Origin of the sequence: Nocardia sp. NPDC051463 (assembly GCF_040681975.1) — a bacterium.
Classification (GTDB): Bacteria; Actinomycetota; Actinomycetes; order Mycobacteriales; family Mycobacteriaceae; genus Nocardia.
This window is the reverse complement of sequence record NZ_JBFBAB010000047.1, coordinates 1-25,773: the sequence shown is the minus strand read 5'-3', so window position 1 is coordinate 25,773 and position 25,773 is coordinate 1. Positions and strand designations below refer to the sequence as shown.

Annotated in this window: 23 protein-coding genes and 1 pseudogene; 7 read left to right on the top strand and 17 right to left on the bottom strand. The window is 67.0% G+C overall.

Annotated elements, in window-relative coordinates:
* Window positions 1–493: 493 nt before the first annotated feature.
* The 3 genes from AB0M74_RS33970 to AB0M74_RS33960 all read right to left on the bottom strand — a co-directional run bounded on the left by AB0M74_RS33970 (window position 494) and on the right by AB0M74_RS33960 (window position 4,212).
* The gene (locus tag AB0M74_RS33970; RefSeq protein WP_366530406.1) at window positions 494–655 is read right to left on the bottom strand and encodes a hypothetical protein; all 162 of its coding nucleotides are present in this window, start codon (window positions 653–655) and stop codon (window positions 494–496) included.
* A 652-nt stretch (window positions 656–1,307) separates the two neighbouring features.
* Entirely contained in the window at window positions 1,308–2,585 is a 1,278-nt protein-coding gene (locus tag AB0M74_RS33965; RefSeq protein ID WP_366530405.1) for an FAD-binding oxidoreductase, read from the bottom strand.
* A gap of 52 nt (window positions 2,586–2,637) precedes the next feature.
* Window positions 2,638–4,212, bottom strand: a complete 1,575-nt coding sequence (locus AB0M74_RS33960; protein ID WP_366530404.1) for an alkaline phosphatase D family protein — start codon at window positions 4,210–4,212, stop codon at window positions 2,638–2,640.
* 2,146 nt (window positions 4,213–6,358) lie between these two features.
* Here AB0M74_RS33960 and AB0M74_RS33955 point away from each other — a divergent pair.
* Window positions 6,359–7,009 carry a DUF4189 domain-containing protein gene (locus tag AB0M74_RS33955; protein ID WP_366530403.1) on the top strand — a complete coding sequence of 217 codons (651 nt, stop codon included), beginning with the start codon at window positions 6,359–6,361 and terminating at the stop codon, window positions 7,007–7,009.
* Window positions 7,010–7,015: 6 nt separating this feature from the next.
* On the opposite strand, the gene AB0M74_RS33950 is transcribed toward AB0M74_RS33955, so the two are convergent.
* From AB0M74_RS33950 to AB0M74_RS33900, 11 genes are all read right to left on the bottom strand, one after another.
* Complete coding sequence (locus AB0M74_RS33950; RefSeq protein WP_366530402.1) at window positions 7,016–7,684, bottom strand: phosphoribosylanthranilate isomerase; 669 nt, start codon at window positions 7,682–7,684, stop codon at window positions 7,016–7,018.
* Between the two features lie 58 nt (window positions 7,685–7,742).
* Window positions 7,743–8,465: a lysophospholipid acyltransferase family protein gene (locus AB0M74_RS33945; protein WP_366530401.1), complete on the bottom strand. Its 723-nt coding sequence runs from the start codon at window positions 8,463–8,465 to the stop codon at window positions 7,743–7,745.
* A 134-nt stretch (window positions 8,466–8,599) separates the two neighbouring features.
* Window positions 8,600–9,613 (bottom strand): ROK family glucokinase, encoded by a 1,014-nt coding sequence (locus tag AB0M74_RS33940; RefSeq protein WP_328411316.1) that lies wholly within the window; start codon window positions 9,611–9,613, stop codon window positions 8,600–8,602.
* Entirely contained in the window at window positions 9,610–10,170 is a 561-nt protein-coding gene (locus AB0M74_RS33935; protein WP_366530400.1) for a hypothetical protein, read from the bottom strand. The genes AB0M74_RS33940 and AB0M74_RS33935 overlap by 4 nt, the downstream gene beginning before the upstream one ends.
* A complete protein-coding gene (locus tag AB0M74_RS33930; protein ID WP_366530407.1) occupies window positions 10,167–11,402 on the bottom strand; it encodes an ArsA family ATPase in 1,236 nt (411 codons plus the stop codon). Before AB0M74_RS33930 ends, AB0M74_RS33935 begins: the two co-directional genes overlap by 4 nt.
* A 35-nt stretch (window positions 11,403–11,437) precedes the next feature.
* A complete protein-coding gene (locus tag AB0M74_RS33925) occupies window positions 11,438–11,875 on the bottom strand; it encodes an SRPBCC family protein (protein WP_366530399.1) in 438 nt (145 codons plus the stop codon).
* An 81-nt stretch (window positions 11,876–11,956) separates the two neighbouring features.
* Window positions 11,957–12,346 carry a polyketide cyclase / dehydrase and lipid transport gene (locus AB0M74_RS33920; RefSeq protein ID WP_366530398.1) on the bottom strand — a complete coding sequence of 130 codons (390 nt, stop codon included), beginning with the start codon at window positions 12,344–12,346 and terminating at the stop codon, window positions 11,957–11,959.
* 103 nt (window positions 12,347–12,449) lie between these two features.
* Window positions 12,450–13,577 (bottom strand): glycosyltransferase family 4 protein, encoded by a 1,128-nt coding sequence (locus AB0M74_RS33915; protein WP_366530397.1) that lies wholly within the window; start codon window positions 13,575–13,577, stop codon window positions 12,450–12,452.
* 890 nt (window positions 13,578–14,467) lie between these two features.
* The gene (locus AB0M74_RS33910) at window positions 14,468–15,484 is read right to left on the bottom strand and encodes a hypothetical protein (RefSeq protein ID WP_366530396.1); all 1,017 of its coding nucleotides are present in this window, start codon (window positions 15,482–15,484) and stop codon (window positions 14,468–14,470) included.
* Between the two features lie 6 nt (window positions 15,485–15,490).
* Window positions 15,491–16,516 (bottom strand): NlpC/P60 family protein, encoded by a 1,026-nt coding sequence (locus tag AB0M74_RS33905; protein WP_366530395.1) that lies wholly within the window; start codon window positions 16,514–16,516, stop codon window positions 15,491–15,493.
* A 311-nt stretch (window positions 16,517–16,827) separates the two neighbouring features.
* Window positions 16,828–17,400, bottom strand: coding sequence for a C40 family peptidase (locus AB0M74_RS33900; protein ID WP_366530394.1), 573 nt, complete (start codon window positions 17,398–17,400; stop codon window positions 16,828–16,830).
* A gap of 569 nt (window positions 17,401–17,969) precedes the next feature.
* Here AB0M74_RS33900 and AB0M74_RS33895 point away from each other — a divergent pair.
* Window positions 17,970–20,099: a DEDD exonuclease domain-containing protein gene (locus AB0M74_RS33895; protein ID WP_366530393.1), complete on the top strand. Its 2,130-nt coding sequence runs from the start codon at window positions 17,970–17,972 to the stop codon at window positions 20,097–20,099.
* Between the two features lie 10 nt (window positions 20,100–20,109).
* A complete protein-coding gene (locus AB0M74_RS33890; RefSeq protein ID WP_366530392.1) occupies window positions 20,110–20,385 on the top strand; it encodes an Lrp/AsnC ligand binding domain-containing protein in 276 nt (91 codons plus the stop codon).
* Window positions 20,386–20,401: 16 nt separating this feature from the next.
* On the opposite strand, the gene AB0M74_RS33885 is transcribed toward AB0M74_RS33890, so the two are convergent.
* The 3 genes from AB0M74_RS33885 to AB0M74_RS33875 all read right to left on the bottom strand — a co-directional run bounded on the left by AB0M74_RS33885 (window position 20,402) and on the right by AB0M74_RS33875 (window position 22,507).
* Window positions 20,402–20,692, bottom strand: a complete 291-nt coding sequence (locus AB0M74_RS33885; protein WP_366530391.1) for a hypothetical protein — start codon at window positions 20,690–20,692, stop codon at window positions 20,402–20,404.
* 172 nt (window positions 20,693–20,864) lie between these two features.
* Window positions 20,865–21,926 carry an anthranilate phosphoribosyltransferase gene (gene trpD / locus AB0M74_RS33880; protein WP_366530390.1) on the bottom strand — a complete coding sequence of 354 codons (1,062 nt, stop codon included), beginning with the start codon at window positions 21,924–21,926 and terminating at the stop codon, window positions 20,865–20,867.
* Window positions 21,927–22,078: 152 nt separating this feature from the next.
* Entirely contained in the window at window positions 22,079–22,507 is a 429-nt protein-coding gene (locus AB0M74_RS33875; protein ID WP_366530389.1) for a ribonuclease E inhibitor RraB, read from the bottom strand.
* A gap of 297 nt (window positions 22,508–22,804) precedes the next feature.
* Between AB0M74_RS33875 and AB0M74_RS33870 the strand changes: the two genes are divergently transcribed.
* The 4 genes and pseudogenes from AB0M74_RS33870 to AB0M74_RS33855 all read left to right on the top strand — a co-directional run.
* Window positions 22,805–23,416, top strand: coding sequence for a heme-copper oxidase subunit III (locus AB0M74_RS33870; protein ID WP_366530388.1), 612 nt, complete (start codon window positions 22,805–22,807; stop codon window positions 23,414–23,416).
* An 83-nt stretch (window positions 23,417–23,499) separates the two neighbouring features.
* Entirely contained in the window at window positions 23,500–24,363 is an 864-nt protein-coding gene (locus AB0M74_RS33865) for a cytochrome c (RefSeq protein ID WP_366530387.1), read from the top strand.
* Window positions 24,364–24,383: 20 nt separating this feature from the next.
* A complete protein-coding gene (locus AB0M74_RS33860) occupies window positions 24,384–25,601 on the top strand; it encodes a ubiquinol-cytochrome c reductase iron-sulfur subunit (protein WP_366530386.1) in 1,218 nt (405 codons plus the stop codon).
* Window positions 25,598–25,773: pseudogene (locus AB0M74_RS33855) on the top strand (cytochrome b); the annotation flags it as partial. The gene AB0M74_RS33860 and the pseudogene AB0M74_RS33855, both read left to right, overlap by 4 nt.

The window sequence follows — 25,773 nt, the reverse complement described above, 5'->3', positions numbered from 1 at the left end:
ACAAGCAAGTCACAACATTCAACGGCGGCAGCGCCATCGCAACACTCCACGGGGTTCAAGGGGTGGGTGTTGCATCCACCCCTTGAACCCAAGGGCCTGGGCGACCACCATTCGACTACGTTCGGGTGGTCGAGTTCCCCGTCGTTCACGCCTGTGGTGAAAGCGTCCTACTCTGTTTCTGAACTGACCAGGTCGGGTGGCACGGTGGTGCGGGAGGGCGGCTCGATCGCGTTGCCCTCGCCGGTGGATCGCGGGGGAATGTTCCGTCGTTGGATCAGTCGGCCGGACACCGCATTTCGTATGTCGGGCTTGGTGGTCGTCGGCTCGATTCGACTGCGCGCGGAACGTGGCCGGGCAGCGAGTTTCGCTCATGTGTGACAGCAGCGATTGTGGACCGTGGATCACTCTGTCTCATTGCAGTGGAAGTGGTTTCGGCGCGGACGGGTCCCTGATCAAGGTGATATGCCCGCAGCATTCGTGTTGGAAATGGGTGTCAATTCTCGATGGCCGCATCGAGATGCACACCGGCGGCGACGCGCTGCGGCGATGCCGATGGACAGCTGTCCGGGTGGTCGATGACCGACCGTGCTGGGATCGCCCGGCCTGTCAGCGCCGGGTCCGACACCACGGCGGGGCGTGAACCGGTGTCCGACATGATCAGATACCTGCCACCCGACGAGATGGCCCCATCGGTACAAGCGCTGCTCGCGGTCTTCCACGAGGACACCGCCCACAAACTGGCGATCGCCCCTCTCATCAGTGACGCTGTCGTTCAGCATTCGGACGGGTCATGGTCCCGTGTGGACGTCGATGGTCGACTCGTGGATTCGGACGATACGGAAGGCATCTCAGTCATGCCGTTGACCAGCGATAACGTACCTCCTACCGGGGCCGACTACGGCTGATGGCGCCGAGCGGGACCAACGACAGTGTCCGTTCTGGTCGAGCCTTGCGGGCAGCGCCTCGTCGACCTCCCGCCCGCGAGGTTGCGCGGCCGTTCCACTGGGCCAGGATGTTCGAACCCGCTTTTCGGTTGTGGGGTGGTCTGCGACGGCGGCGACCGGTCGAAAGGAGATAGGCAGGCGCGGTCCGAAGCGGGCCGGGGTGAGCAATTCGGCCGGTCATTGCCGCCTGCGATCGATGAATCGGGGTTGGGGCGGGGCGAAATTCGAGCATCGGACCAGCACCCCGCACCGGAGATGAGCTGAACCCCCGCATCGGCACCGCCGCCAGTGCCGAAGTCGGACCGCGTGCCCGCCGACAGCGAAGAGCTACCGGCTGGCGACTGTGTGCGGCGCAGGAGGAGTTCAGTTCGTGGAGTCGTAGCGCAGGGCCTGTTCGGAACGGCAGATCTCGTCGATTCCGGACACGATGTCGCGCAACAGTTCCGAGGGCAGCGCCGAGGGCCGCAAACGGCAGGTGAAGGTGATCAGACCGTGGTCCTCCGCGGGCAGATTGTGTACCTCGGCCTCCGAGCGCAGGTACTTGGAGCGCACGCCGTAGGTCATCGCGGAGATGACGGTGAAGCATCCGGTCCGCTCCCGGTGTCCGGCAAACAGATCGTGCAGCCGGTAGAACACCGAGGTGTAGCGCGACAGCGGCGCGAAAATGGCCACCCGGTAGGCGGGTCCGCGCTCGGACGAGCTGATCACGGTATCAGCGAGGTATTCCGCATCGCGCAGCGTCAGCACCTTCGGGGCGAACATCAGTGCGCCCGCCGCCGCGTTGCGCACCGGGGCGCCCGCGCGCCCGCCCGCGGCAGAGGCGATGACGCCCAACGACTTTCTGGTCTTGGTGCCGACCTCACGCCGCGCCCGCAGCGATCGGGTCGGCGTGGTGGGGTAGAGGCTCGACCACTGGCCGAAGCGCACCGTGCCCAACTGCACATGCCCGGTGCCGACCGGTCGCGACACCTTCAGCGGCGCGGTGTCGACCCAGCGGCCCACTTGCAATGCCGCGTTGCCGGGGTGGGCGACCTCGGCATAGGCGTGTTCCACGAAGGAGTCGAAATCCAGGAACCGGCCGGCGTGGGTGGTCAGCCAGGTGTGGTCCTTGTCGATGTCGATCGCATCGAGGGTGAGCGCGGTGATGATGCCCGCTCGTCCGCCCGCACCGAGGATCCGGTGGAATCGCTCGGTGTGATGGTTGCGTCCGCAGGTGCCGATGCGTCCGTCGGTATCGACGTATTCCAGATCGACGATCTGGTCGATGAACATGCCGTACTTGTGCGAGGCCGTGCTCACCCCGCCGACCGATGCGAAGCCGCCCGCGGTGATGTCGCGATGGTCACCGACGATCGGCAGGCCGAGGCCGTGCGCGCCGAGTCTGCGGTCGATATCGGACAGCTTGGCGCCTGCCTGCACCCGCACCGTGCGCCTGCCGAGATTGAGATCGAGCACCGCGTTCATCTGCCGTAGCGAGAGCACCGTGCGTTGATCGGGCAGCGCCAGCCCGTCGTCGAGCGGCTCGCCGCCGCGCACGGTGAGCCGATCGGCGCGGTTGCGTGAATCTCGCACAGTGCGAACGACATCCGCAGTGTCACGGGGTTGATATTCTTCGGCGGCGACAGTGTGCGGCGTGCTCATGGCACGAAAGCTAACCACAGCGCGGCCTCCCCTGCTCGCCCGAAGCCTGCACTTACCGAACCTCCGGAGAAAGCCGCTGGCTGAACAGCACCGATCCGGTCGCGTCGCATAAATTGACCGTCAGTTCCCTTGACTTACCGTCGATCAGGACCTCACCGAAATGTTGGAAGGCGCCATCGAGCGGTGCGGTGTTCTGTACGGGTGGGGCATGCACGAAGACCGCTTCCGCGCCGAAGGTCGCGTCCAGCGGATTCGGGCCGAACGCACCGGCATTCAGCGGTCCGGAGACGAATTCCCAGAACTCGTCGAAGTCGGTGAACGTGGCGCGTTCGGGGGAATAGCGGTGGGCAGCGGTGTAGTGCACGTCGGCGGTCAGCCAGACGACGCCACCCACCTTGTTCGCCTTGATCGCCGAGAGCACTCGGGCGACCTCGGTTTCGCGACCAGACGGTGCGCCGGGGTCGCCGTTGGCCGGTCCTTCGTAGGCGGTGATGTTCTTCTGCTCGCCGTCCTTGACTATCACGCCGAGCGGTAGATCGTTGGCGATGATCTTCCAGGCGGCCTCGGAATCGCGCAGCCCTTCGATCAGCCAGGTTGTTTGTGCGGGACCGAAGATGCGTCCGCTGGGTCCGTTGTCGATGTCGTTGGTGTCCTTGTAGGTCCGCATGTCCAGCACGAAGACATCCAGTAGCGGGCCGTAGGAGATCTTGCGGTAGAGGCGCCCGTCCACCGCTTCCTTCGGCTCCACCGGCATCCACTCGTGGAAGGCCTGCCAGGAGCGGGTCGCCAGGGTGTCCATGCTGCGCTCGGTGTAGCCCTTGGCTGCCGCGACCAGACCGCCCGGGTACCAGTTGTTGACCGTTTCGTGGTCGTCCCACTGCACGACCTGGGCGACCGAGCTGTTGAAACGACGGTAGTTCTGGTCGGTCAGGTTGTAGGCGAAGTTGCCGCGGAACTGATCGAGGGTTTGGGCGACAGCGCTTTTCGCCTCCGTCACCACATTGCGCCAGATTCGGCCGTCGGGCAGCGTCACCGATTCCTGCAGCGGGCCGTCGGCGTAGATGGAGTCGCCGGAGTGGATGAATAGGTGCGGGTCGCGCGCGGCCATGGCGGAGAAGATCTTCATGCCGCCGAGGTCGGGGTTGATGCCGTAGCCCTGGCCTACGACATCGCCGGACCACTGCAGCTTGATATCGGACGCGTCGGTGGGGACTGTGCGGAAGACACCGGTGATCGGTTCGGAGCGCGCGCCGTCCTCGCCTTCGAGGATCACCCGGTAGTGGACCTGCCGGCCTGCGGGCATGCCGTTGACCCGTACGCGGCCGGTGCCGTCGGAGTCCGGGGTCAGCAGCGGACCGATGAAGCGCTTGGCGTCGGTGAATGATTCGGTGGCCGCGGTCTCCACGATCAGCTTCGCGGGCTGATCCGATCGTGCCCAGATCAGCGCGCCGTCGGAGCGCGGATCGCCGACCGCGACGCCGTGGGTGAGATTCGGGCGGTTGCGGAGGAGCGTGGGGCCGTCGGCGGACGAGCAGGCGGCCATCGCGGGGGGCGCGACGAGACCGAGAGCGGCGGCACGCAGCAAGGTGCGTCGTGAGACTCCGAAGTCCGAACCATCGAGAATCATGGGAGCAACCTTTGCGCAATGAGCTCAACGGCGGGTGAACGGCTGTTGGCGGGTTGACTCGGCTTTGCACAATGTTGACACGGCGAGTGGCCACAAAGGGCCACCTTGCCCGATGTGGTTGGTGTCATCAGGCCATCGCCCATCTCGATGCCATCGCTTGATGGACCGGAGCGGGTGGCCCACCGCAACCGCATGCTCTGGAGTCCGCACCGGCTCGCCCGGTCGGTGGAATCCACTGGGCCGGAACCGAAACCGCCGACTCCCCGTTGGTCTATCGGGACGGCGGGGAGTGTTGCGGCGAACACGCTACGGCCGCACCTGTCGGGGGCCGATCGCACTCCCGACTGCTTCGATCGAACCGTGCGACCGCCGCATAAAGCCCAATTTGGGCGGGTTCCGCTGCCGCCGAAATAGTTGCGGCGTAACCTCTTACGCGGCGTCGGGCGGTTGCCCGAAGTCTGCGGCCGATGCGACGCCCCGAACGAGGAAGTCGGGGCGTCGCATCTATGCTGTCGGATCGCGGCCCGGATCCCGTTGATGCGGAGCGGGAGTCGTATCGTGCGGGCGAATGTCACGGCAGCAGGTCTGCTGCTGTGACGAAGCAAGCGGTAGTCCTGTCGTTGGGCACGGGGCGCGTCCGTGCCGAGCATCATTGCGCATACCTTGCCGCCGTCGCTGGCAATCCGGCTCCGATATCGCTGGAGAACAGCGAGCCGCTTACGTTTCTTCGCGCGCTCGATCTCGGACTGCCGCTCGGATTCTCGTGGCAGGCCGGGTTCGCGGTCCGTCGGGGAGCTCGTCCAGTGCGGGTGAGGAAGCCCTCGGACAGATGGCTGCACAGCTCATCGGCATCGTGCTGGACGGCGGGCGGCGAGATCGATGCTGTCGCGGCGACACCAGCACACGTCCCGGCTGACCGGCCACGGGCGCTGAGTACAGCCGAGCACGGCGAGTTGGGCGAGCACGGTCGTCGCGCGAATTACCGCGAGGGGTCGTCATCGGAAAGGCGTAGATGTGGCGCTATGGCGGGACGACGAATACCGTCCCCCGCCTGCCCGGCGGATGGCCGCCGAGCCGTTTCGCGTGCGCGACCCTCGCAGGTCGAGCGCCCGACGGATAGGGTGGGGCCGCTGGATTATTCGCACGAGAACGATTGGGGGGACGGATGTCATCCCCGCCTTGGCGCCACCCCGAGCAGCCCAGCCCGCCTCCATCCGGGCAGCGATACGCGCCAGGATATGCCGCTCCACCGGCCCGCCGGCCGGCGGGCGAACCGCTGGATCCGGCCGAGCCGGTCCGCGGACCGAGGCCGCAGCCCCCTGCCGGACAGCAGGCGCCGTTGCGGCAGCCGTATCCGATGCGTCCGTCCGGAGACGAACCGGGCAGGCCTGGACAGCCTTACCGCTCCGAGCCCGTGCACCGACCGCGCGAGCAGTCCGCGCCGAACTCACCCGAGTTCGTTCGTCCCTCGGGACCACAGCGTCCGACTGATCCGTCATTTTCGATCGGGCGGCAGTCGCCACCTGGATCTGTCCATCCGCCGAGCGAACAACCGGAGGCCGAGCAGCCGCCTCGGTCCCATCGGCCCTACCCCTCCGGTTCCGGGCGACCACCCGGCGCGCCGCCGCCGTCCGGATATCCGCACCTGCCTGGGCCTGCCCACCCGCCGAGACAACGGCCTCCCGTCGAGCCTCCGCGTCCGGCCGGGCCACACCGACCAGAGGTCGATCCGCGCTCCGGTGGGCATCCTTCGGATGAGTTGTACCCGAATGAGCCAGGGCGGCTCGCCCGACGGCAGCCTCCGACGGGGTACTCGCCTTCCGGGCGGTCCCGACCGGCGGAGCTTTCGTCCAGAGAGCCATCATCGAACGACTCGTACTCCCGGGCGGATGAGTTCGAGGATCAGTGGGTGCATCCATCCAGGCGGCAGCCTCCGGCGGGGTACTCTCCGCCGCGTCGACCCGGGGAGCAAGCTGGTGCCGGGCCCTCGGCTCTTCGCCGGCCGTACCCGTCCGGGTCCGTGCGTCCACCTCGGTCGCAGCCGTCGGGTGATCCTTCGTCTCCGGACGCAGGGCCGCACCGTCCGGGAGCGTTGCGCCGCCCGCCCGCGGAGCAGTCGCCTGCCGCGCCGTATCCGAGTGGACCTGTGGGTGCGCGGAGGCGGCCGCCTCCGGAGCGGCAGCATGCTCCTGGGCAGCCGTTTCCGGACGAGCCCGAGCGGGATCCGGTTCGGCGGTCCGCGCGGGCGGAGCAACTGGACGAACAGGGTGAGCTCCTCGACGAAAACGATGGCGCCACCGGGTTTGTGGTGGTGTTCGGTTCGATCCTGGTCGGGGTGCTCGCGATCACCGCGATCATCGGCGTGCGCGAGTACAACGAGCAGGCCGACATCAAGGCCACGGGCGCCGGTGCGAACCAGACCACCACGCCGGCCGCACCCACCTCGGACAAACCGGTTGCTCCCGCGGCGGCTACCACCACGAGCGTCCCGAATACCGATGATCGCTGGATCGCCGCCACTTACAACGCGCAGACCGACAAGGTGTCGTGGGTCCGCAGCCAGGTCAGCGGCGAGGCCGCGGCGCAGGAGGCCGAGGCAGCGTGCGGCACCGGCTGCCCACCCGCCCGCTGGTCGCGCAACGGCTGCGTCAGTCTCGTCATCGGCGAAACCGACGGCTGGGGTTCCGAACGGGGCGACACCATTGCCGAGGCCGAAAGCAAAGCGATCAGCAACGCCGAAACGGTCTACGGCATCTCCGGGCCGTTCAGCCTCTGGACGAAATGTGCTCTCGAATAGCCGGCGCTAACAGGTGTGACCGGTCCGGTGTGCCGCCGTCACGAAGGCCGCGCAGGCCTCGGGATCCTTATCGCCCGTGGCTGTTTCGACTCCGCTATTGACGTCCACCGCGAACGGGTCGACCCGCGCGATCGCCTCGACGATATTGTGCGGTCCGAGTCCGCCCGCGAGGATTACCGGGCGGCCGAGGCCGCGCAGTGCCGTCACAACGGCCGTACTCACCGACCAGTCGTGGGTCTGTCCGGTGCCACCGAGCCGGTCTCGGGTGCGCGAATCCAGCAGCACGGCATCACAATCCGACGCCGCCCGTAGCGCGGCATCGACCGCCTCCGGCCCGACCACATGGATCGCCTTGATGATCTTGCGACCGCGGGCGTTCGCACGCACGGCACCGACGGTGTCGGCCGATACGAGGCCGTGGACTTGAATCACGTCGACGCCGATGCGCTCGGCCAGCTCCACAATCGCGTCTGCCGCTTCCAGATGGGTCACCAGCACTCGAGTGACGAAGGGGGGTACCAGACGGGAGAATTCGGCGGCCTGCTCGGCGTCGAGCGCGTCTTCGCTGAGATGGGTGACACCCGAGATGAAACCGACGGCATCGGCCCCGGCCGCCAGCGCGGTGCGCAGATCTGCCTCGGACCTGATCCCGCAGATCTTCGCGCGCACCGTCACGGATAGACGATAACGGCCGGGAGCGCGGACTCGTGCGCTCCTGGCCGGAGGAAATGGATCAGCTGGCGGCCGATTCCGGAATGCGGGCGGCTTCGCGCGGTCCGGAGGGGACGCCCTTCTTGAGGCTGGCCGCGTACACATCGACGTACTCTTGGCCGCCGAGCTGCATGAGCTCGTACATGACCTCGTCGGTGACGGCGCGTTCGACGAAACGGTTGCCGCCCATGCCTTCGTAGCGCGAGAAGTCGATCGGGGTACCGAATTTGACGGTGACCTTGCGGCGCCGCCAGCGGAACGGTCCGGGCGGGCTGACCTCGTCGGTGCCGATGACGGCAACCGGGATGACGGGGACGCCGGTCTCGAGTGCGAGCCGCGCCAGACCGGTCTTGCCCTTGTACAGGCGGCCGTCGGGGGAGCGGGTGCCTTCGGGGTACAGGCCGACGAGGCGGCTCTGATCGAGCAGCTTGCGCGCCGCGTTGAGGGCGTCCTCGGCGGCGTCGGCGCCGGTGCGGTCGATGGGGAACTGACCGGAGGTGGTGAAGAACCACTTCTGGAAGGCGCCCTTGATGCCCGGGGTGTTGAAGTACTCGGCCTTGGCCAAATAGTTGATTCGCCGCGGACTCAGCAGCGGCGCGAACAACCAGTCCGCGAAGGAGAGGTGATTACCCGCCATGATCGCCGGACCGTCCGCCGGAATGTTCTCTACACCCTCGACCGTGGGCCTGTTGTAGAGATGCATGAACGGTCCCAGCAACACATACTTCAGCAGCCAGTAGAACATGACGTCCTTCCCCCGAAACCGGGATCGTTGCGGGCACACCTGCTTCAATTGCCGACTTTACCGCTGGTTGCAGATCACATCCAAGCCGAGCGGCGTATCTCACCACATGTTCTCAGGGGCTGGTTGGTCTGTTCTCAGTGGCTGGTACGAGCGACTCGTGATCGGCCGCGACCGGTGTCGGCGAGAGTAGCCCGCGCGAGTTCCGCGGCGCCGATCATGCCCGCGGCCTCCCCCAATTGTGTGGTGCGGATTCTGGCCAGCGGGCGGTGGCCCGCGCCAGTGATCGCGCGGGCGTATTCCTCGCGCGCCTCGTCGAGGAAAAGCGGCGCCGAACTGCTCACTCCGCCCGCGATAACGACGAGATCCGGGTCGAAAATGTCGCTGACGAAGGCGAGCCCGAGTCCGAGCCAGCGGGCGAAGTCCGCCATGACCTGCACCGCGAGCGGGTCGCCGTCCTGTGCGGCCCCGGCGACCCGACGTCCGGTCAACGAGCCGGGATCGCGGAAGATATCCCTGGCCAGCACCGTCGAATGCACCGGGTCGGTGGCCAGCATCTCGATCGCGGTGTCGGCCAGTGCTGTTCCGCTGCAATACCTTTCCCAGCAACCGCGCTTTCCGCACGGGCAGGCCCGACCGTCCGGCACCACCTGCAGATGCCCCAGCTCCGGCGCGACACCGTGGGTGCCCCGATACAGTTCGCCGTCGATGAGCAGCGCCGCACCGATGCCGGTGCCGATCGCGACGAGCACGACGTTGTGTCCGCCCGCCGCCGCACCGAATCGGTATTCGGCCCACGCCGCCGCATTGGCATCGTGTTCCAGGATCACCGGAAGCTCGAGCCGCTCGCTCAGCCGCCGCGCGACCGGAGTGTCCTTCCACGGCAGGTGCGGTGCGAACCGCACGGTCGAACGGTCGGCGGTGATGAACCCGGCCACCGCCAGCCCCACCGCGCCGATCGGGTGCCGACGGCACAGCTCGCGGACCACCCGGTCCAATGCGTCTTCCAGAGCGCGCGCCGAATGCGGTGTCGGCGCCTGCACGGTGTCGAGCATCTCGCCGTCGCCGTCGACCACCGAGGCGCGAATGTTGGTGCCGCCGACGTCGATACCGACCGTCAGCGGACGCGCGCCCGCCATCTGGCGCGTCATGCCTTGATCGTCACGGGAATGCCGACATACCGGGAACGCTTGCGGCCGGAGTGCTGCGCGGTGTGACCGTCACGCGGGTGCTCTGGTGTGCTGTCGTTGTTCGGCATCGAGTCGTCTCGTGGTGTGTGATGGTGGGACACAGAGTTATCGTCCGATGGGGCTGTCGGCGCATCGTCGTCGGGTTGCCACACCGGCTCGACGGGCACCCCGGCCAGCGCCTCGCGCAGCACCGTGACAATCGCGGTGCCGTGCTCTGCGACCGCGGCGAGGACGTCGTGGTGCTCACCGCGTACCAGCGCCGCGGTCGCACACACCGGGCACCAACGGCAACTCGACCACTCGGTCTGGCCTTCGACGGCAGCATGCCGCAACATCGGTTCGACTCGCTCCAAGACGGCCTCGGCCAGCAATTTCAGTTCCGTCGCGAACTCGCCGAGCCCATCGACGTCGTCGAAAACGCCCGATCCCGGACGATGGCCGCGGGCGGAATCTGCCTGGGCACTGTGGTTATCCCCGCCGTGCTGTCGTTTGCCGCCCGCGTCGTCACTGCCGCTCATGTCGGCCAGGCCTCCGGGTCGGGACGAAAGCGGACGACCAGATAGCCATCGTCGAGTTCGGCCGCGTCGACCGTGCACCGCCGCAACACCGGTGCCAGGCGCACGCGGCGGCGGGTCCCGTCCGCTCCCACGATCAAATCGTCCTCCACTCGTCCCAGTCGCAGCGTCGCCGAATCGACGACGGGCAGGTGCATCCGCAACGCGTACACCGAATGCAGTCCGGTGCCCGATTCCAATCGAACCACCGGATCCCCGGAACTTGTGCGAACCTCTGCGGGATTGTCGCGCAGTGCCGAGTCCGCGTCCACCGCATGCGACAGCGCCGCCAGCGAAGCGAGCCCGACCGGTTCGGGGCCGCTGTGCTGGGCGATCACCACCGGGATGCCCGGGAGATCACGCTGTAATCGCGCGATGACATCCAGTTGTTCGCTACGCCGGTGCAGATACCAACCCACCGCGGGATGCGCCGCCTCGGCCTGCTCCGCGGGCGCGGGTGTGGGCGGCAGCACTTTGTTCACCACGACGGCCTCCAGCCGTAGGCCCAGCAGGGCGGCCGCCGAGCGAACCCGCTCGGATTCGGCGGCCGTCACCTGTTCGGCGACAGTAATCAGCCGGGCCCCGGTGCGGTCGTGGTCGGCGAGCAGATCACGCACTTCGGTGACCGCGGCGACAACCTTCTCGACGGTCGCCGCCAGCACCGCGCGGCGCAGATCGGTACCGATGGTGCTCATCGCGCGTGCGTGCGGTGGCCAGATGCGTTCCAGGTAGCCGAGTAGCGTGTCGGGCGCGGTGATGATGCGCAGCATGTCCGCCGAGGGCGGGCAGTCCACCACGATCACATCCCAGTCGTCCTCGTTCGCGAACTCGGTGATCTCCACCAGCATCAACAATTCCTGCACGCCGGGCAGTCCGGTCAGCTCGGCGGGATCGAGCGCCGCGACATCGATACCGTGCTCCTGCCCGGAATCCGACGCCAGCATCCGCACCACGTCGTGAAACCGATCCTCCAGCAGCGCAAGGGAATCCACCTCGATGACGTCGAGGCCGGGTAGGACGTTGGTGATCCCGGTCACCGTGCCCGCATCGTGCGGGAATCGGAATCCGAGCGCGTCGCCCAGCGAATGTGCCTGGTCGAGGGAGGCGACCAGGACCTGGGAGCCGGCCCGCGCGTATGACATCGCGGTCGCGCACGCCAACGTCGTTTTACCGACTCCGCCTTTGCCGATGAACAGCTCGACCCGGGTGCGGCGCGCGGTACTGTGCGCGATCAGCCTTCGACCCGTTTCTTCAGTTCCTTCAGCGCGGTATCGGTGATCACCTTCTCGGCCTTGCGCTTGAACATGCCGATCATCGGGATGTTCAGGTCGACGGTCAGCTCGTAGGTCACCTGCGTGGTGCCATCGGGCTGGTCGATGAGTTCGTAAGTGCCGTCCTGTGCCTTCTGCAGGTCACCGCTGACAAGAGTCCAGCTGACGGCCTTGTCATCGGGACGCCAGGTGTAGGACAGCACGTAGGTGTCCTTGACGACGCCTGCGTCGAGCACGAACCGCGCGGTGCGAACCCGGCCGTCGGCACTCTTGTCCAATACTTCGACGGACTTGGCCGCCGAAACCCACTCCGGGTAGGACTCCAGATCGGCGATGACGGACATCACCTGCTGCGATGGTGCCTCGATGATGATCGACCTCTGGGTCCTGTCGGCCATGGCGGACAACGGTTCCTTTCCAGATACGGTGCTGTGCCTTCTATTGAGCTGTGGCCTGGATGATGTGGTGTGGTGTACGCGTCAGGATGCGTTCGCGGGTGCGACGCCGGCCGGGCGGCCCGCCTCGAGTCGCGCCTTCACCTCGAAAGACATGTTCTTGCCCGCCACCCGTCGTGCCCGATTGGCTGCGAGCAGTTGACGCGGCGACATCCGGTTCGCCGACCAGGGTTCGGCGTGTAGGAAGTAGTGCAGGATCACCCCGTCGAGTGCGGGTTCCAGCCATACCTCCATGGTTCCGGTCAGCCCGCCAGTCACCGACCAGCGGATTCCCTTGTCGCCCCGGTCCTCTCGGATCTCCAGGGTGAGGTCGGGCCACCAGCGGCGCCAATTGTTCGGTGCCGACACGACGTCGGCGACCGCGAACCCGTCGGCGGCGACGAAGGTCATATCTGCGACCTGGATGCTGCTCACCTCGCTGAGCGTAATGGATGGCCTGCCAGGACGATGCTCCGCTCCGCTCGGCTCACGTCGTAACAGGCAGCCACCGGCGGTATACCGTGCTGTTGGGTGGTGTTCACCGCAACAAGTGGCGCAATCGAGCGCCGAGGCTATCCCATCGCCACTGCTGCTCTACCCACGCTCGGCCCGCGGCGCCCATCTCGGCGGCGGCGTCGCGATCGGACAGGATGCCGACAATCGCCTCGACGATCTCTGAGGTCTTGCGGCCGTCCACCACCCGGCCGGTCTTGCCCTCCAACACCGTCTCCGGCGCCCCACCCGAGCGCCCAGCCACCACCGGAACCCCCGCGGCCGACGCCTCCAGATACACGATGCCCAGCCCCTCGACATCGAGACCGGCACCGCGTGTGCGGCACGGCATCGCGAAGACATCCGCGAGCGTGTGATGCGCGGCCAGCTCCGAGGACGGCACTCGTCCGGTGAACACCACGTCATCGTCGACACCGAGCGCTGCCGCGAGTCCGCGCAACTTCTCCTCGTGTGGCCCGCCGCCCGCGACCACCAACACCGCGCCGGGCACGCGCTCGCGGATCTCGCGCATGGCGACGATCAGCGCATCCTGGCCCTTCCGGGGCACCAGCCGAGACAGACACAGAATAGTCGGCCGATCATCGAGCCCATAACGATCACGCAGCTCCGCACGCGCCGCCGGATCCGGCCGGAACACCTCGGTGTCCACCCCGGGCGGCAGATACTCCAACGCCGCATTCGCGCCGAACGCCGAGGCGAACCGACCACGCGTATACCGACTGACATATGTGACGACATCGGTGTGCTCACCGATCTGCCGCAACGCCTGCCTGGCGCCGGGCAACATCGACCAGCCGACCTCATGCCCGTGCGTACTCGCCAGAATGCGCTCGGCCCCCGCCCGCCGCAGCATCGGCGACATCAACGCCAACGGCGCCGCCGCACCGAACCAGACGGTGTCACAGTTCTCGCTACGCAATAACCGCGCCGCCCGCCGCATCACCAGCGGCGTCGGCAACATCAACGTGGTCGGATGCCGAACCACCTGAAACTTCTGCTTGGCATCGAATTTCAGATGACTGTCGCCACGCCACCTCGGTGCGTAGACAACCAGATCATCCGGCGGCAGCTCACCGGCCAACGCTTGCAGATACGACTGGATACCGCCTGGCCGAGGCGGGAAATCATTGGTAACCAGCAGAGTTCGGGCCATGCGCACCAACCTACTGTGTTGTCTTTGCAGCGCCTTCGGCGCTGCGTGTTCGCGGCCCCCTTGGTCTCGCTTCCGAGCCGTCGAGACTTGCGCCTTCGGCGCGTGCGCTTCGACGGCTCGGAAGCGAGACGGGCCGCGAACTCTAATGCTCGGTCTCGCTGCGCTCGGAAGACATCATCGTGCCGAGTGGGGGCGTTGGGTGGCTGAGGTTGCGGCTTTGGTGGATGCGCTTCGATGGCTCGGAAGCGAGTTGGGCCGCGAACTCTAGTGCTGGGTCTCGCTGTGCTCGGACGGCGTCATCGTGCCGAATGGGCGTCGTCGGTTGTGGTCGTGACTTTGATGGATGCGCTGCGGCGGCTGTGAGGGCAGGGACGGGCTGCGAAGTCCAGGGATGGGTCTTTGTGCGTTCGGAAGGTGTCATCGTGCCGAGTCGGGGCGCCGATGGGTTCGCGACTTCGGTAGTGCGCGGGGGCTGGTGTGCAGGTCGGACGGGGTCGGAAACACTCGTGCTGGATGGGCCTGGCTCGAAAGCGATCGTCGTGCCGAGTGGGTGGGTTGGTGAGGATGTTCGCGACCTCGGTGGCTGGGCCGGTGTGGGGTGGGACGCGGTCGCGCGTGCTGGGTCTCGCGTCGCTCGGGAGATGTAATCGTGCCGAGGGAGGCTTCGGTGTCGATGGTCGCGACCAGGTTCGGCGCGGCAACGAGAGTTGGCTGCGGACGGGTGTTGTGTAGGGCTCGCTGTGTGGCTTTTGGGTGTGCGGCGATCGGGGTGCGCTTCGGTCCTGCCGGGTGCTTGCGAAATCGCTGGCAGGGCTTGTTTGTCGGCAAGTGTGCCGACAGCGCTCTTGCAGCTGCGTCAGATGCGCTGTCGGTGTGGGGATTCGCGAACCTCAGGCGACGTGGGGGCTGAGCCAGGCGCGCCAGTCGGCGACGAAGTCCGCTCGGGTGGTGTGCAGGACTTCCTGCAGAATGCGGTCCTCGGAGGCCGGGTCCTGTTTGCTCGCGGCGATGCGGCGGTAGAGGTCTACCAGGTGGGATTCGTCGTATTTGTCGGCGACGTAGGCGCAGATCGTCCACGCCTGCTCGTAGGCGAGGGCGGCCGGTTTGCCGGTGAATGTGGCTGCCGCGGGGAGGTCGGTGGGGAGTTCGCCTGCGCGGGCTCGTGTGGTCACGGTGGGGGCGACATCGCCGAAGTGGTGGTCTTGGCCGCGGTGGGCGACGTATTCGGCGAAGCCCTCCAGCATCCAGGGGGACGCGCCGTCGACGGTCTCGGCGCGGGTGGCGACGTGCGTGAGCTCGTGGCGCAGCAGCGTGCGCAGTCCGTCGGGGGAGAGGCGGCGGCCTGCGTCAGGACTGAAAACAACACGCTGGGCTGTCGGCCGGGTGCCAGGGGCGAACGGATCGGCGATGGAGGCGGCGGCGACGTCCGCGGGCAGGTCGGTGGTGGTGCGCAGCAGCGTGGCGAACTCGGCGGGCGCGGACGCCACGACTACCATCGCCGACTGCGCCCAGTCTGGACCCCACAGGTCGGTCACGGCGGCGGTCGCCGCGCCGAGTTCGCGTGCGAGGATATCGATTTCGATCCGTTGGGCCGGATGGCCGACGACGAGCGACTCCTGCCCGGCCCCGGTGGGAACTACCCGTGTGACGAGTTCGCCGAAGGGTTCGACAGTGCGGCGCACCTGGGCCAGCCGTGGATCGTCGACGGCGGCCGCGACCTGCCCGAGGCTCTCGGCCCTGGCCTGCTGGGCGGCCCGCAGTTTCGGTAGCACCGGGTTCGCCACCATCAGCAGTCCGACACACGTGCCGGTCAGCAGCATCACCATCGCGACGGTGACCACGAACTGGAATCGCCGCCGGGCCGATAGCCACGCGCGGACCTGCCCCACACTGCTGCGTTCGCTCATAGCGACTCAGTATCGTCGAGCGGAGTGGTAAGGCGTCGAGCCCATGGGTGCCACGGCCACCGGGACACCGAAAGTGGAGGCGTGCAGCATGAGTCCGTTACCCGCGTAGATGCCGACATGGGAGATGTCGGAGTAGAAGAACACGACGTCGCCGGGTTGCAGATCCTTCTTGTCCACCGGGGTGCCGTAGGCGGCCTGCTGCGAACTGGTGCGCGGCACGTCCTTGCCGACTTGTTTGAACGCCCACTGCACCAGCCCGGAGCAGTCGAACTGGCTCGGACCGGTCGCGCCCCAGACATAGGGGTCGCCGATGCGGGTGAGTCCCGCGGCCAAGGCGCTGGTTCCGCTACCCGGCACGAGGCCGCTCAGTAGCGAGTCGCGGTCGAAGCCGGGGGGGAAGGGCGAGCCGGCCAGCGCGGTCTTGTCCCTGGCCGACAGCGTGCCCCACGCCGAAACCACCTGCGCGATCGCACCGGACAGGTCGGCGCGCTTGCGTTCCAGCTCGGCACGTACCTGATCCGCTTTGGTCGCGGCGGCGCGGGCGTCGTCGTCGGCGGTGCGGGCGGCGGCTTCCGCCGCGGTGGCGGCGGCGGTCGCCGACTTGTAGAGGTTCAGTTGATCAGAGGTCTTGGCCGACAACACATCCAGTGTGGACATCTGATCGAGCAGTTGCTGTGGCGAGTTGCTCGCCAGCACGGCGAACAGGCGGTTGGTCCGCGCACCCTGATAAGCGGCGATCACCGTGCGGTCGACCATCGGCTGGAACTTGCGGACCTCGTTGCGCGCATTGTCGGCGACCTCGGTGCTCGCGGACAGTTTGGTGTCGGCGTCGCGTTGGACGGCGAGTTTGGCATCGAGGTCGGCCTGCACGTTCAGCGCTTGCTGGTTGAGTTGCTCGGACTGCCGCGACAGATCGATCATCTGCTGAACGGCCTCGCCGGCCGTGGTCGGCAGGGTGGCTGGATCGGCTCCGGCTGGACTGCCACCGTAGAGCGATACGGCCAGGACTCCGGCCGCGAGTGCCCCTCCCACCAGACGTTTCGTACTGTGTCTCCGGTGCTGTGCCACAGCCTGCCGTGCCCCGTTCTCTCGTCAAGTGCTCGGACGCATTGCCTTCGATGAGCCGCATTGCCTTCGATGAGCCGCATTGCCTTCGATGAGCCGCATTGCCTTCGATGAGCCGCATCGGCTCCGTGAGCTGCGAGAACGTGCGGTCTCTTCCTCGCAGCTCCGGAAGGTCTCATTTAGGTTACGGAATGGCGTACGTCTGTGTCCAGTAGGGCACGAATTGATCACGTATGCCGTCCCGCGGCCCCGCCGTGTCGTAGCGCGGGGTGAGAGGGTCAGAAGCGGCGAGCGCCCGCGATCGGCATCGACGAGATCGGGGCGATCATCACCGGGGTGCCGGAGGTCGACGCGTGGATCACGTTGCCGTCCCCCGCGTACAGGCCGGAGTGTCCGCCGCCGTAGAACGACACCAGGTCGCCCAGCTGCAGATCGTCGGTCGAGATCGGGGCGCCGGCGGCGAGCTGAGCGCCGCTGGTGCGGGGCAGCTCCACGCCGGCCTGTTCGTAGGCCCACTTGACCAGGCCGGAGCAGTCGAAGGCGTTCGGGCCCGCGGCGCCATAGACGTACGGCGCGCCGAGCTTGGACTTCGCGGCGTCGAGCGCGACCTCGCCGAGGGTCTTGATGGGCGCCATGAAGGGCAGTGTCGGCGGGTTGCCCAGCTGGATGCCGGGGATTTCGGCCGGGATCGGGATCTCGTTGGGAACCTCGAAGGTTCCGATGCCGGGGATGGTCACCGGCTGGGCTGCGGCGGGGGCGGCCGGAAGAAGGAACGCGCCGATGGTGGCAGCGCCGACGGCTCCGGCGGCAACGGCACGCTGCGCCTGTCGCTTGACGGTGTTGATCGCCATGATGCGGTACTCCGAATCTGCCCCACGACGCTGTACCCGGTGGTGCAGCGGACTTCGTTTCACCGGCCCTGCAGCGCGGTGGAACTCCGTGAGGTCTCAAAAAGGTTACGAACACATCACGGTGGTTTGTAAAGTCGAGTCCATCCGAAATGTCGATATTCAACAAAACGGCGTCGCGGGAAATGCGAGATGAGTCACAACAATCACGAAACGATAACAACCGGCCGTTATCGAGGGGCGTCCGAGTCGCCACCAGGCGCGTCGAGTGTGGGGTCCAGTTCGGTCCGTGGCTCAGATTTTCTGACATCCCCGAGGTCGCGGCGGTGACGGTGAGGGTGATAGCGACTCGACACCGGCTGGGCGGTCGGCCCCGGCGCGACACGCGGTAGCGCGCCTGTGGCACTGACCTCGTGGCGGCGGGCCACCTCCATCGATTGATGCAATTCTGCTAATAATGTGATCTGAGTCACTTTTGGGAATTGAAGATCATTTAGCGGGTACCAGATCGAAATCCTCGGGGATAAATACGGACATTTCGAGTGCGAACGCGCGCGGCTCCTCGCGCGTTCATGTCGGACCCACCCCATACGCTCCAGGCCGTGCCCGACCCTGTGCCGCGCCCGGCCGCCGCCAAGCAACTGGCCTTCGATGAGCTCGATACGCCGCTCTATGACACCACCTTCGTGGTCGTCGACCTGGAGACCACCGGCACCAGCCCGCAGGGCGACGCGATCACCGAGATCGGTGCGGTGAAGGTGCGCGGCGGGGAGGTGCTCGGCGAATTCGCCACTCTCGTCAACCCCGGGCGGGACATCCCACCCGCCATCGTGCAGATCACCGGGATCACCACCGCCATGGTCTACGAAGCGCCGCGGATCGAGGCGGTGCTGCCGGGTTTCCTGGAGTTCGCGGCGGGCGCTGTCCTGGTCGCCCACAATGCGCGGTTCGATATGTCCTTCCTGCGCGCCGCGGCGGCCCGCAGCGAAACCGCGTGGCCCTCGGCGCCGGTGCTGTGCACCGTGAAACTGGCCAGGAGGGTGCTCACCCGCGACGAGGCACCCTCGGTCCGGCTCGGGCTGCTCGCTCCACTGCTCGGCGCGACCACGCGGCCGACGCACCGTGCCCTCGACGATGCGCGGGCCACCGTCGAGGTCCTGCACGCGTTGATCGCCCGCGTGGGCAATCAGGGGGTACACAGCCTCACCGAACTGCTCGACTATCTGCCGGGGGTGACCTCCCGGCAGCGCGCCAAGCGCGTGTTCGCCACCGACCTGCCCGCGAGTCCCGGCGTCTATCTCTTCCGCGGCCCCTCCGACGAGGTGCTCTACATCGGCACCGCGGTGAACCTGCGCCGCCGAGTTCGCAACTACTTCACCGGTTCCGAGACAAGGGGGCGGATGAAGGAGATGGTGTCGCTGGCCACCCGTGTCGATCACGTGGTGTGCGCGCACGCGCTGGAAGCGGGGGTGCGTGAGCTGCGGCTGCTCGTTGCGCACGCCCCGCCCTATAACCGGCGCTCGAAATTTCCCAAGCGTGCCTGGTGGGTCACACTGACCGACGAACCCTTCCCACGCTTCGCGATCGTCCGAACGCCGAACCGGGATGCACTGGGTCCCTTCAACTCTCGGATGGATGCCACCGAAGTGGCGGTCACCGTCGCCGAGTACACCGGGCTGCGCACCTGCACCACTCGGTTATCGGTTGGGGGCCTGCATGATTGCCCGCATGCGATGGTCGGCGGCTGCCCGGCCGCGGTTGTCACCGGCATCCCTATTGATAGAGAGCAATACGCGCCGGCGTCTGCGGCTGTCCGTGCACTGTTCGCGGGTAGTTCCGACGTGCCGCTGCGCGCCATGCTCGACCGTCTCGAAACCCATTCGCGTGCCGAACATTTCGAAGCAGCTGCCCGACTGCGCGATCGGATGGTCGCGGTCGTGCGCGCGCTGCGCCGCACCCAGCGCCTGGCCGCCGTCGCCAGGATTGCCGAGCTGATCGTCGCGCACCCGAATGGCTCAGGCGGATGGGAATTCTCGGTGATCCGCTACGGCCGCCTCGCGGGCGCGGGCAACGCGGCGCGAGGTGTCTCGCCGATGCCGGTCGTCGAACACATTGTTGCCGCATCGGAAACCGTCATCCCCACCGGTGGTGACCCGGGCTCCGGTGCGCTCCGGTCCGCCGATGCCGATGCCGATGCCGATGCCGATGCCGATGCCGATGCCGATGGCGATGCCGATGCCGATGCCGATGCCGATGCCGATGGCGATGGTGAGAGCGAAGGCGAAGGCGATGGTGTCAGCGAAGGCGAAGGCGATGGTGTCAGCGAAGGCGAAGACGATGGTGTCGGCGGCAGCGATGCGGTGGTCGGCGCGGGCTCTGGAGGTTCACGGTCGCCCCGTGTTGCGGCGATACATCGGAACACCGCGTCGACTATGCCTCCGCTGCGCGGGGCATCGCCGGAAGAAGTAGCACTGGTCGCACGCTGGCTGGCGCGCCCGGGGGCCCGGATAGTGCGCACCACCGACGGCTATCACGAACCCGCCTATGGGGCAGGTCGCTGGATGGGATGGGTGGAAATAGCGGATGCCGCGGGGCATGCCGCACCCGCCGAAGAGACGTACGTCGAGCACCGAGGCGGCTGCCTCGCCTGCGCTCGGCCCGGCGCAGATTACCGACGGACTGCCGCAGGTTGTGCGCATTAGGCTGACACCCATGATTACCGCGATCGTCATGATCAACGCCGAGAATGCCCGGATCCCGGAGACCGCGCAGGCGCTCGCCGACACCGACGGTGTCGCCGAGGTCTACTCGTGTGCAGGCGATGTCGATCTGATCGCGATCGTGCGGGTGCGCGATCACCAGCAGATCGCCGAGGTGGTGACCGACCGTATCGACAAAACACCCGGTGTCGCGCGCACGATCACCCACATCGCGTTCAAGTCTTATTCCAGCGCGGACGTGGAGGCCGGTTTCTCGCTGGGGGAGTGAGCCGGGACAGAGCGGATCAGCCGATCTGGAGTGAGGACCCGCTGGAGGCACGGGCTTCACCCGGCATGAGGGTTGCCGTCACATCGCCGCGGCAGGCGGAACCGCTGAAGATGGTCACTCTGTGGTCGGTGTGGTTCTCGAGGGCCAACGCCGCGAACCCGGCACTGATCTGCATGCAACCCGAGGGCTGGCGGTACACGGTGTTGTTGACGACCAAGGTGCCCTGCGCCGCGAAGGCGGCGGGGGCGGCCGCGATCGTTGCGGCCACCGCCAGTGCGCCCGGTACCGCGTAAACGCCCCGCTTCATGTGTGTGCTCCTTGCAAGTCGAGCCGGCCGGCGCCCGCCCGACGCCGAACGTGGGGCGAGGCGCCGATTTGCGCCGTCACTGTAACCGTCCATGACGCAACGGGACTGACGACATGCGGCGCGACACGCAGTTGTCACTACGATGCGAATCCGGACAAAAGGTGCGGCTCATTCAGCTGTCTCCGAGCGTGTTGGTCAGCTTCGACCACCGGTCGAGCAATGCGGCGGACTTGCCCGCATCGATAGCGGCCGCGGCCCGTTCGATACCGCCGGCAAGCGCGTCGTGCACATCGGCATCGGGATCACCGACGCCCTGGGACAGGTCGTAGGCGACGATCGCCGCGGCGGAGTTCACCAGGACCGCGTCGCGCACCGCGCCGGGGGAGCCCGCGAACACATCACGGGCAACGCCCGCGTTGACCTCGGCGTCCCCGCCGCGCAGCGCATCGAGATCGACCCGGGCGATACCGAGCCGGGCCGGGTCGATCGTCGCTTCTCGTAGTCGTCCATTCGAGACGATCCAGGCGGCGGTGGTGTCGGAGGTGGTGATCTCGTCCAAACCGTCGTTTCCACGCACTACCAGCGCGCTCGCGCCGCGCTCGGCGAACACGCCCGCGATGACCGGCAGTAGATCCGCGAAGGCACAGCCGACCAACCCGGCACGCGGTTGCGCCGGGTTGGTGAGCGGGCCGAGCACGTTGAAAACGGTGGGGATGCCTATTTCTTTCCGTGCGGGTCCGGCGAAGCGCAGTGCGGGGTGGAACAGCGGCGCGAAACAGAAACCGATGCCGATCTCGCGCACACACCGGGCGACCGCCGCAGGCCCGAGGGCCAGCTTCACACCCAGCGCCTCCAGCACGTCGGCGCCCCCGCTCTTGGAGGACGCCGCCCGATTACCGTGCTTGACCACCGGCACACCGGCCGAGGCCACCACTACCGCGGACATCGTGGAGATGTTCACCGAGCCGGACCGATCACCGCCGGTACCGACGATGTCGACCGCATCGCCGTCCACGTGGACCAGACGGGCGTGCGCGAGCATTCCGGAAGCCAGACCCGACAGCTCGGCGGGTGTCGGACCCTTGATCTTCATGGCGACGCCGAACGCAGCGATCTGCGCCTGCGTCGCATTGTCGGTGAATATTTCGTTGATCACCCAAGCCGTGTCGTCCGCGGCCAGGTCGCCACCGTCGGCGAGGGTCCCGAGCACCTGGGGCCAGCTGCGTGCCGTCATGCCTCCGCCTCGCCGAGGCTCGGCTCCGGCATGACCGTGCGATGCACGGCCGCGCCGATCGTTCGCTCGCTGCGCGCCCTCATGTCCACTTCTCCCGTCACACTGGTTCGCACACCAGTTTGTCGCGATGGAGCTTAGTGGGCCAGACCGTATTACCGCTGCTCGGTTGAGTGACCGGGTTGCAGTGCGTCCCATCCGTCTGCCGTGCCGTCGTGCCGCTGCGCGAGCCCCACCATGCGGGAGCGTTCTTGCGAGCAATGCAGCGCATCGAGCACTTGCACCCGCTGCAGGATCACCGGTGCCAGGTCATCCGAACCCACAGCCCCGGACTGCTCGGCAGGCGCGTACCCGTCCTGGGCTGCGATGTCGCACACTCGCTCGACCTGCTCGGTGGGGACACGCAGATGATGGCGCAACACCGCCGGCGCGTCGGGCTGCCATGCGTCGGCCCGCGCCAGCACCGCCGAACAGGCCTCGGCGTCGTCGAAACTCGTCGCGACAACCACCAGATCGGCAGCATCCGGATCCAGGGCCGCAGACCCATGCTGTCCCCGCAGTCGTCGCCACCACCGTGGGGCCACATCCGCCTCCTCGTCTCAGCTTCTACTTACCGTCGCCTGCCAGACTGGCAGCACGCACGGCGCCCGGCCACCTCGGTACGAGTCCGACGGGCGCCGCCGTCCCAGCGGTCGCGACGATGCGGCGAACCGCCAGTCTCGGCTGGTCGGACGCGAGGCCGAAGGCGCTGCTGATACGCCGTGTCGAAGGCGCGGCGAATCGGACACGAGAGCCTGTCTGTCCGTGCGTTTTCCGACACGGACGGACAAGTTTCGTACCCGGGTACCTGTGTCGTACTACGACGAGTCATACTTACCCCCGTGACGACCGCAGTAGGGACCCCAGGATCGGCCATTACTCAGCGTGTGCATTCGCTGAACCGGCCAAACATGGTGAGCGTCGGTACCATCATCTGGCTGTCTAGCGAGCTGATGTTCTTCGCCGGGCTCTTCGCGATGTATTTCGTCGCGCGCGCCCAGGCCCACGGTGTCTGGCCGCCGGAGCCGACCGAGCTGAACCTGAAGCTCGCAGTGCCGGTCACGACCGTGCTGGTCGCTTCCTCCTTCACCTGCCAGATGGGTGTGTTCGCCGCCGAGAAGGGCGACGTGTTCGGCCTGCGCCGCTGGTATGTGATCACCCTGGTCATGGGCACCCTCTTCGTGCTCGGCCAGGGCTACGAGTACATGAACCTCGTCCACGAGGGCACCTCGATCTCGAGCAGCGCCTACGGCTCGGTCTTCTACATCACCACCGGCTTCCACGGCATGCACGTCATCGGCGGTCTGATCGCGTTCGTGTTCCTGCTGATCCGCACCAAGGTCAGTAAGTTCACCCCGGCGCAGGCCACCGCCGCGATCGTCGTTTCGTACTACTGGCACTTCGTCGACATCGTCTGGATCGGGCTGTTCGCCACGATCTACTTCGTCCGCTGAGCCCGACGCTGTGCGTCCCCGATGTCACAGCCGCAACCCCCAATCTTGTACAAGTCGGTTCCGTCTACTCCAAAGGGACACAGATGAGTTCATCTCCCCCGTCAGCGCCAGAGCCCGTGGGCCCCGATAGCGGCCAGGCCAGCAAGACGCGTAAGCAGCGCCGCGCACGCCGCCGTATCGCGGGTGGGCTCGCGCTGCTGGTGGGTCTGGTCGGAGCTGGCTTCCTCGCCTCGGTTTTCACGCCGGATCCGCAGGTAGCGACCGCACACGAGGACCAGTCCGCGCTGATCCGCGACGGCAAGCAGCTGTATGAAACCTCCTGCGTCACCTGCCATGGTGCGAACCTGCAGGGTGTGGTCGACCGCGGCCCGAGCCTCATCGGCGTCGGCGAAGCCGCTGTCTACTTCCAGGTGTCCTCCGGCCGGATGCCGATGGCGCGCAACGAGGCCCAGGCGCAGCGCAAGCCACCGAAGTTCGACGAGCATCAGACCGATGCGTTGATGGCGTACGTGGCGGCCAATGGCGGCGGTCCGAGCGTGGTGCGCGAGGCCAACGGCGAGATCGCCCAGGAATCGCTGCGCGGCCCTGACGTCGCCCGCGGTAGCGAGCTGTTCCGGATGAACTGCGCGTCCTGCCACAACTTCACCGGTAGGGGCGGCGCGCTGTCCTCCGGCAAGTTCGCGCCGCCGCTGGAGCCCGCCAGCGAGCAGCAGATCTACGACGCGATGCTCACCGGCCCGCAGAACATGCCGAAGTTCTCCGACCGGCAGCTGAGCCCGGAAGAGAAGCGCGACATCGTCGCCTACGTCAAGAACGCCACCGAGGAGCGCGCCCCGGGTGGGTACGGTCTCGGCGGCTTCGGTCCCGCGACCGAGGGTCTGGCCATCTGGGTGGTCGGCATCGTGCTCGTCGTCGGCGCCGCGATGTGGATCGGATCAAGGTCATGACGGATAAGGAGTCAAACGACATGGGTCGGCCGGATGAGGGCGACGACAGCATCGAGCTGTCGAAAGATGAGGCGACCCCCGCTGTGACCAAGCAAGCCGGGGCAACGTCCGATCACAGCACTGTGAACCTGGATCCCACCGAGGAAGAGCTCGACGCGATGTCGCGGGACGAGCTGGTCCAGCTCGGTACCGCGCGGGACGGCGTCGACGTCGCCTACCGGCGTGAGCGGTTCCCGATTCCGGGCACCCGCGCCGAGAAGCGGGCCGAGCGGCAGGTGTCGTTCTGGTTCGCGGTGTCCGGCCTGGCCGCCGCGGCGCTCGTCGGTGTGTTCCTGTTCTGGCCCTGGGAGTACAAGGGCAACGGCGAGGACGGCAACGCCGCCTACTCGCTGTTCACGCCGCTGGTCGGCCTGAGCTTCGGTATCGCGGTGCTGGTCATCGGTGTCGCGGTGGTGCTGATCCGCAAGAAGTTCATCCCCGCTGAGCTGTCCATCCAGGAGCGCCACGACGGCAGGTCGCCCGAGGTCGAGCGGCGCACGCTGGTCGCCGAGCTGAGCGACGCGCTGGAGACCTCGACCCTCGGCCGCCGCAAGATGATCACCCGTACGGCGGGCGCCGGTGTCGGTGTGCTCGGTATCGGCGCGCTGCTGGTGTTCGTCGGCGGCATGATCAAGAACCCGTGGGCCAAGGGCGACAAGTCGCCGCTGTGGGTCTCGGGCTGGACTCCGGATTTCCCCGGCGAGACCATCTACATCCGCCGCGACACCGGTCGCCCCGAGGACATCGTGCTCGTGCGTCCGGAGGACATGGACGCGGGCGCGATGGAGACGGTCTTCCCGTGGAAGGAAAAGTGGCGTGGCGACGAGCACGCGACGCTGCAGTCGCTGCGCGGAATCCGTAACGCCGTCATGATGATCCGGCTGCGCACCGAAGACGCGCAGAAGGCCATCAAGCGCAAGGGCCAGGAGAGCTTCAACTTCGGCGATTACTTCGCCTACTCGAAGATCTGCACCCACCTCGGCTGCCCCACCTCGCTGTTCGAGTCGCAGACCAACAAGATCCTGTGCCCCTGCCATCAGTCGCAGTTCTTGGCGACCGAATGGGGTAAGCCGGTCTTCGGTCCCGCCGCTCGCGCACTGCCGCAGCTGCCGATCACCGTCAACTCCGAGGGCTATTTGGTCGCCAATGGCGACTTCATCGAGCCGCTCGGCCCGGCCTATTGGGAGCGTCGTTCATGACCTCAGCACTCGGTCGTAAGGCCGCAGCCCAAGTAAACGCGGCGGATGAGCGGTATCAGGCCGCGTCGTTCATGAAGCGGTCGATCAACAAGGTCTTCCCGACCCATTGGTCGTTCCTGCTCGGCGAGATCGCCCTCTACAGCTTCATCATTCTGCTGCTGTCGGGCGTCTA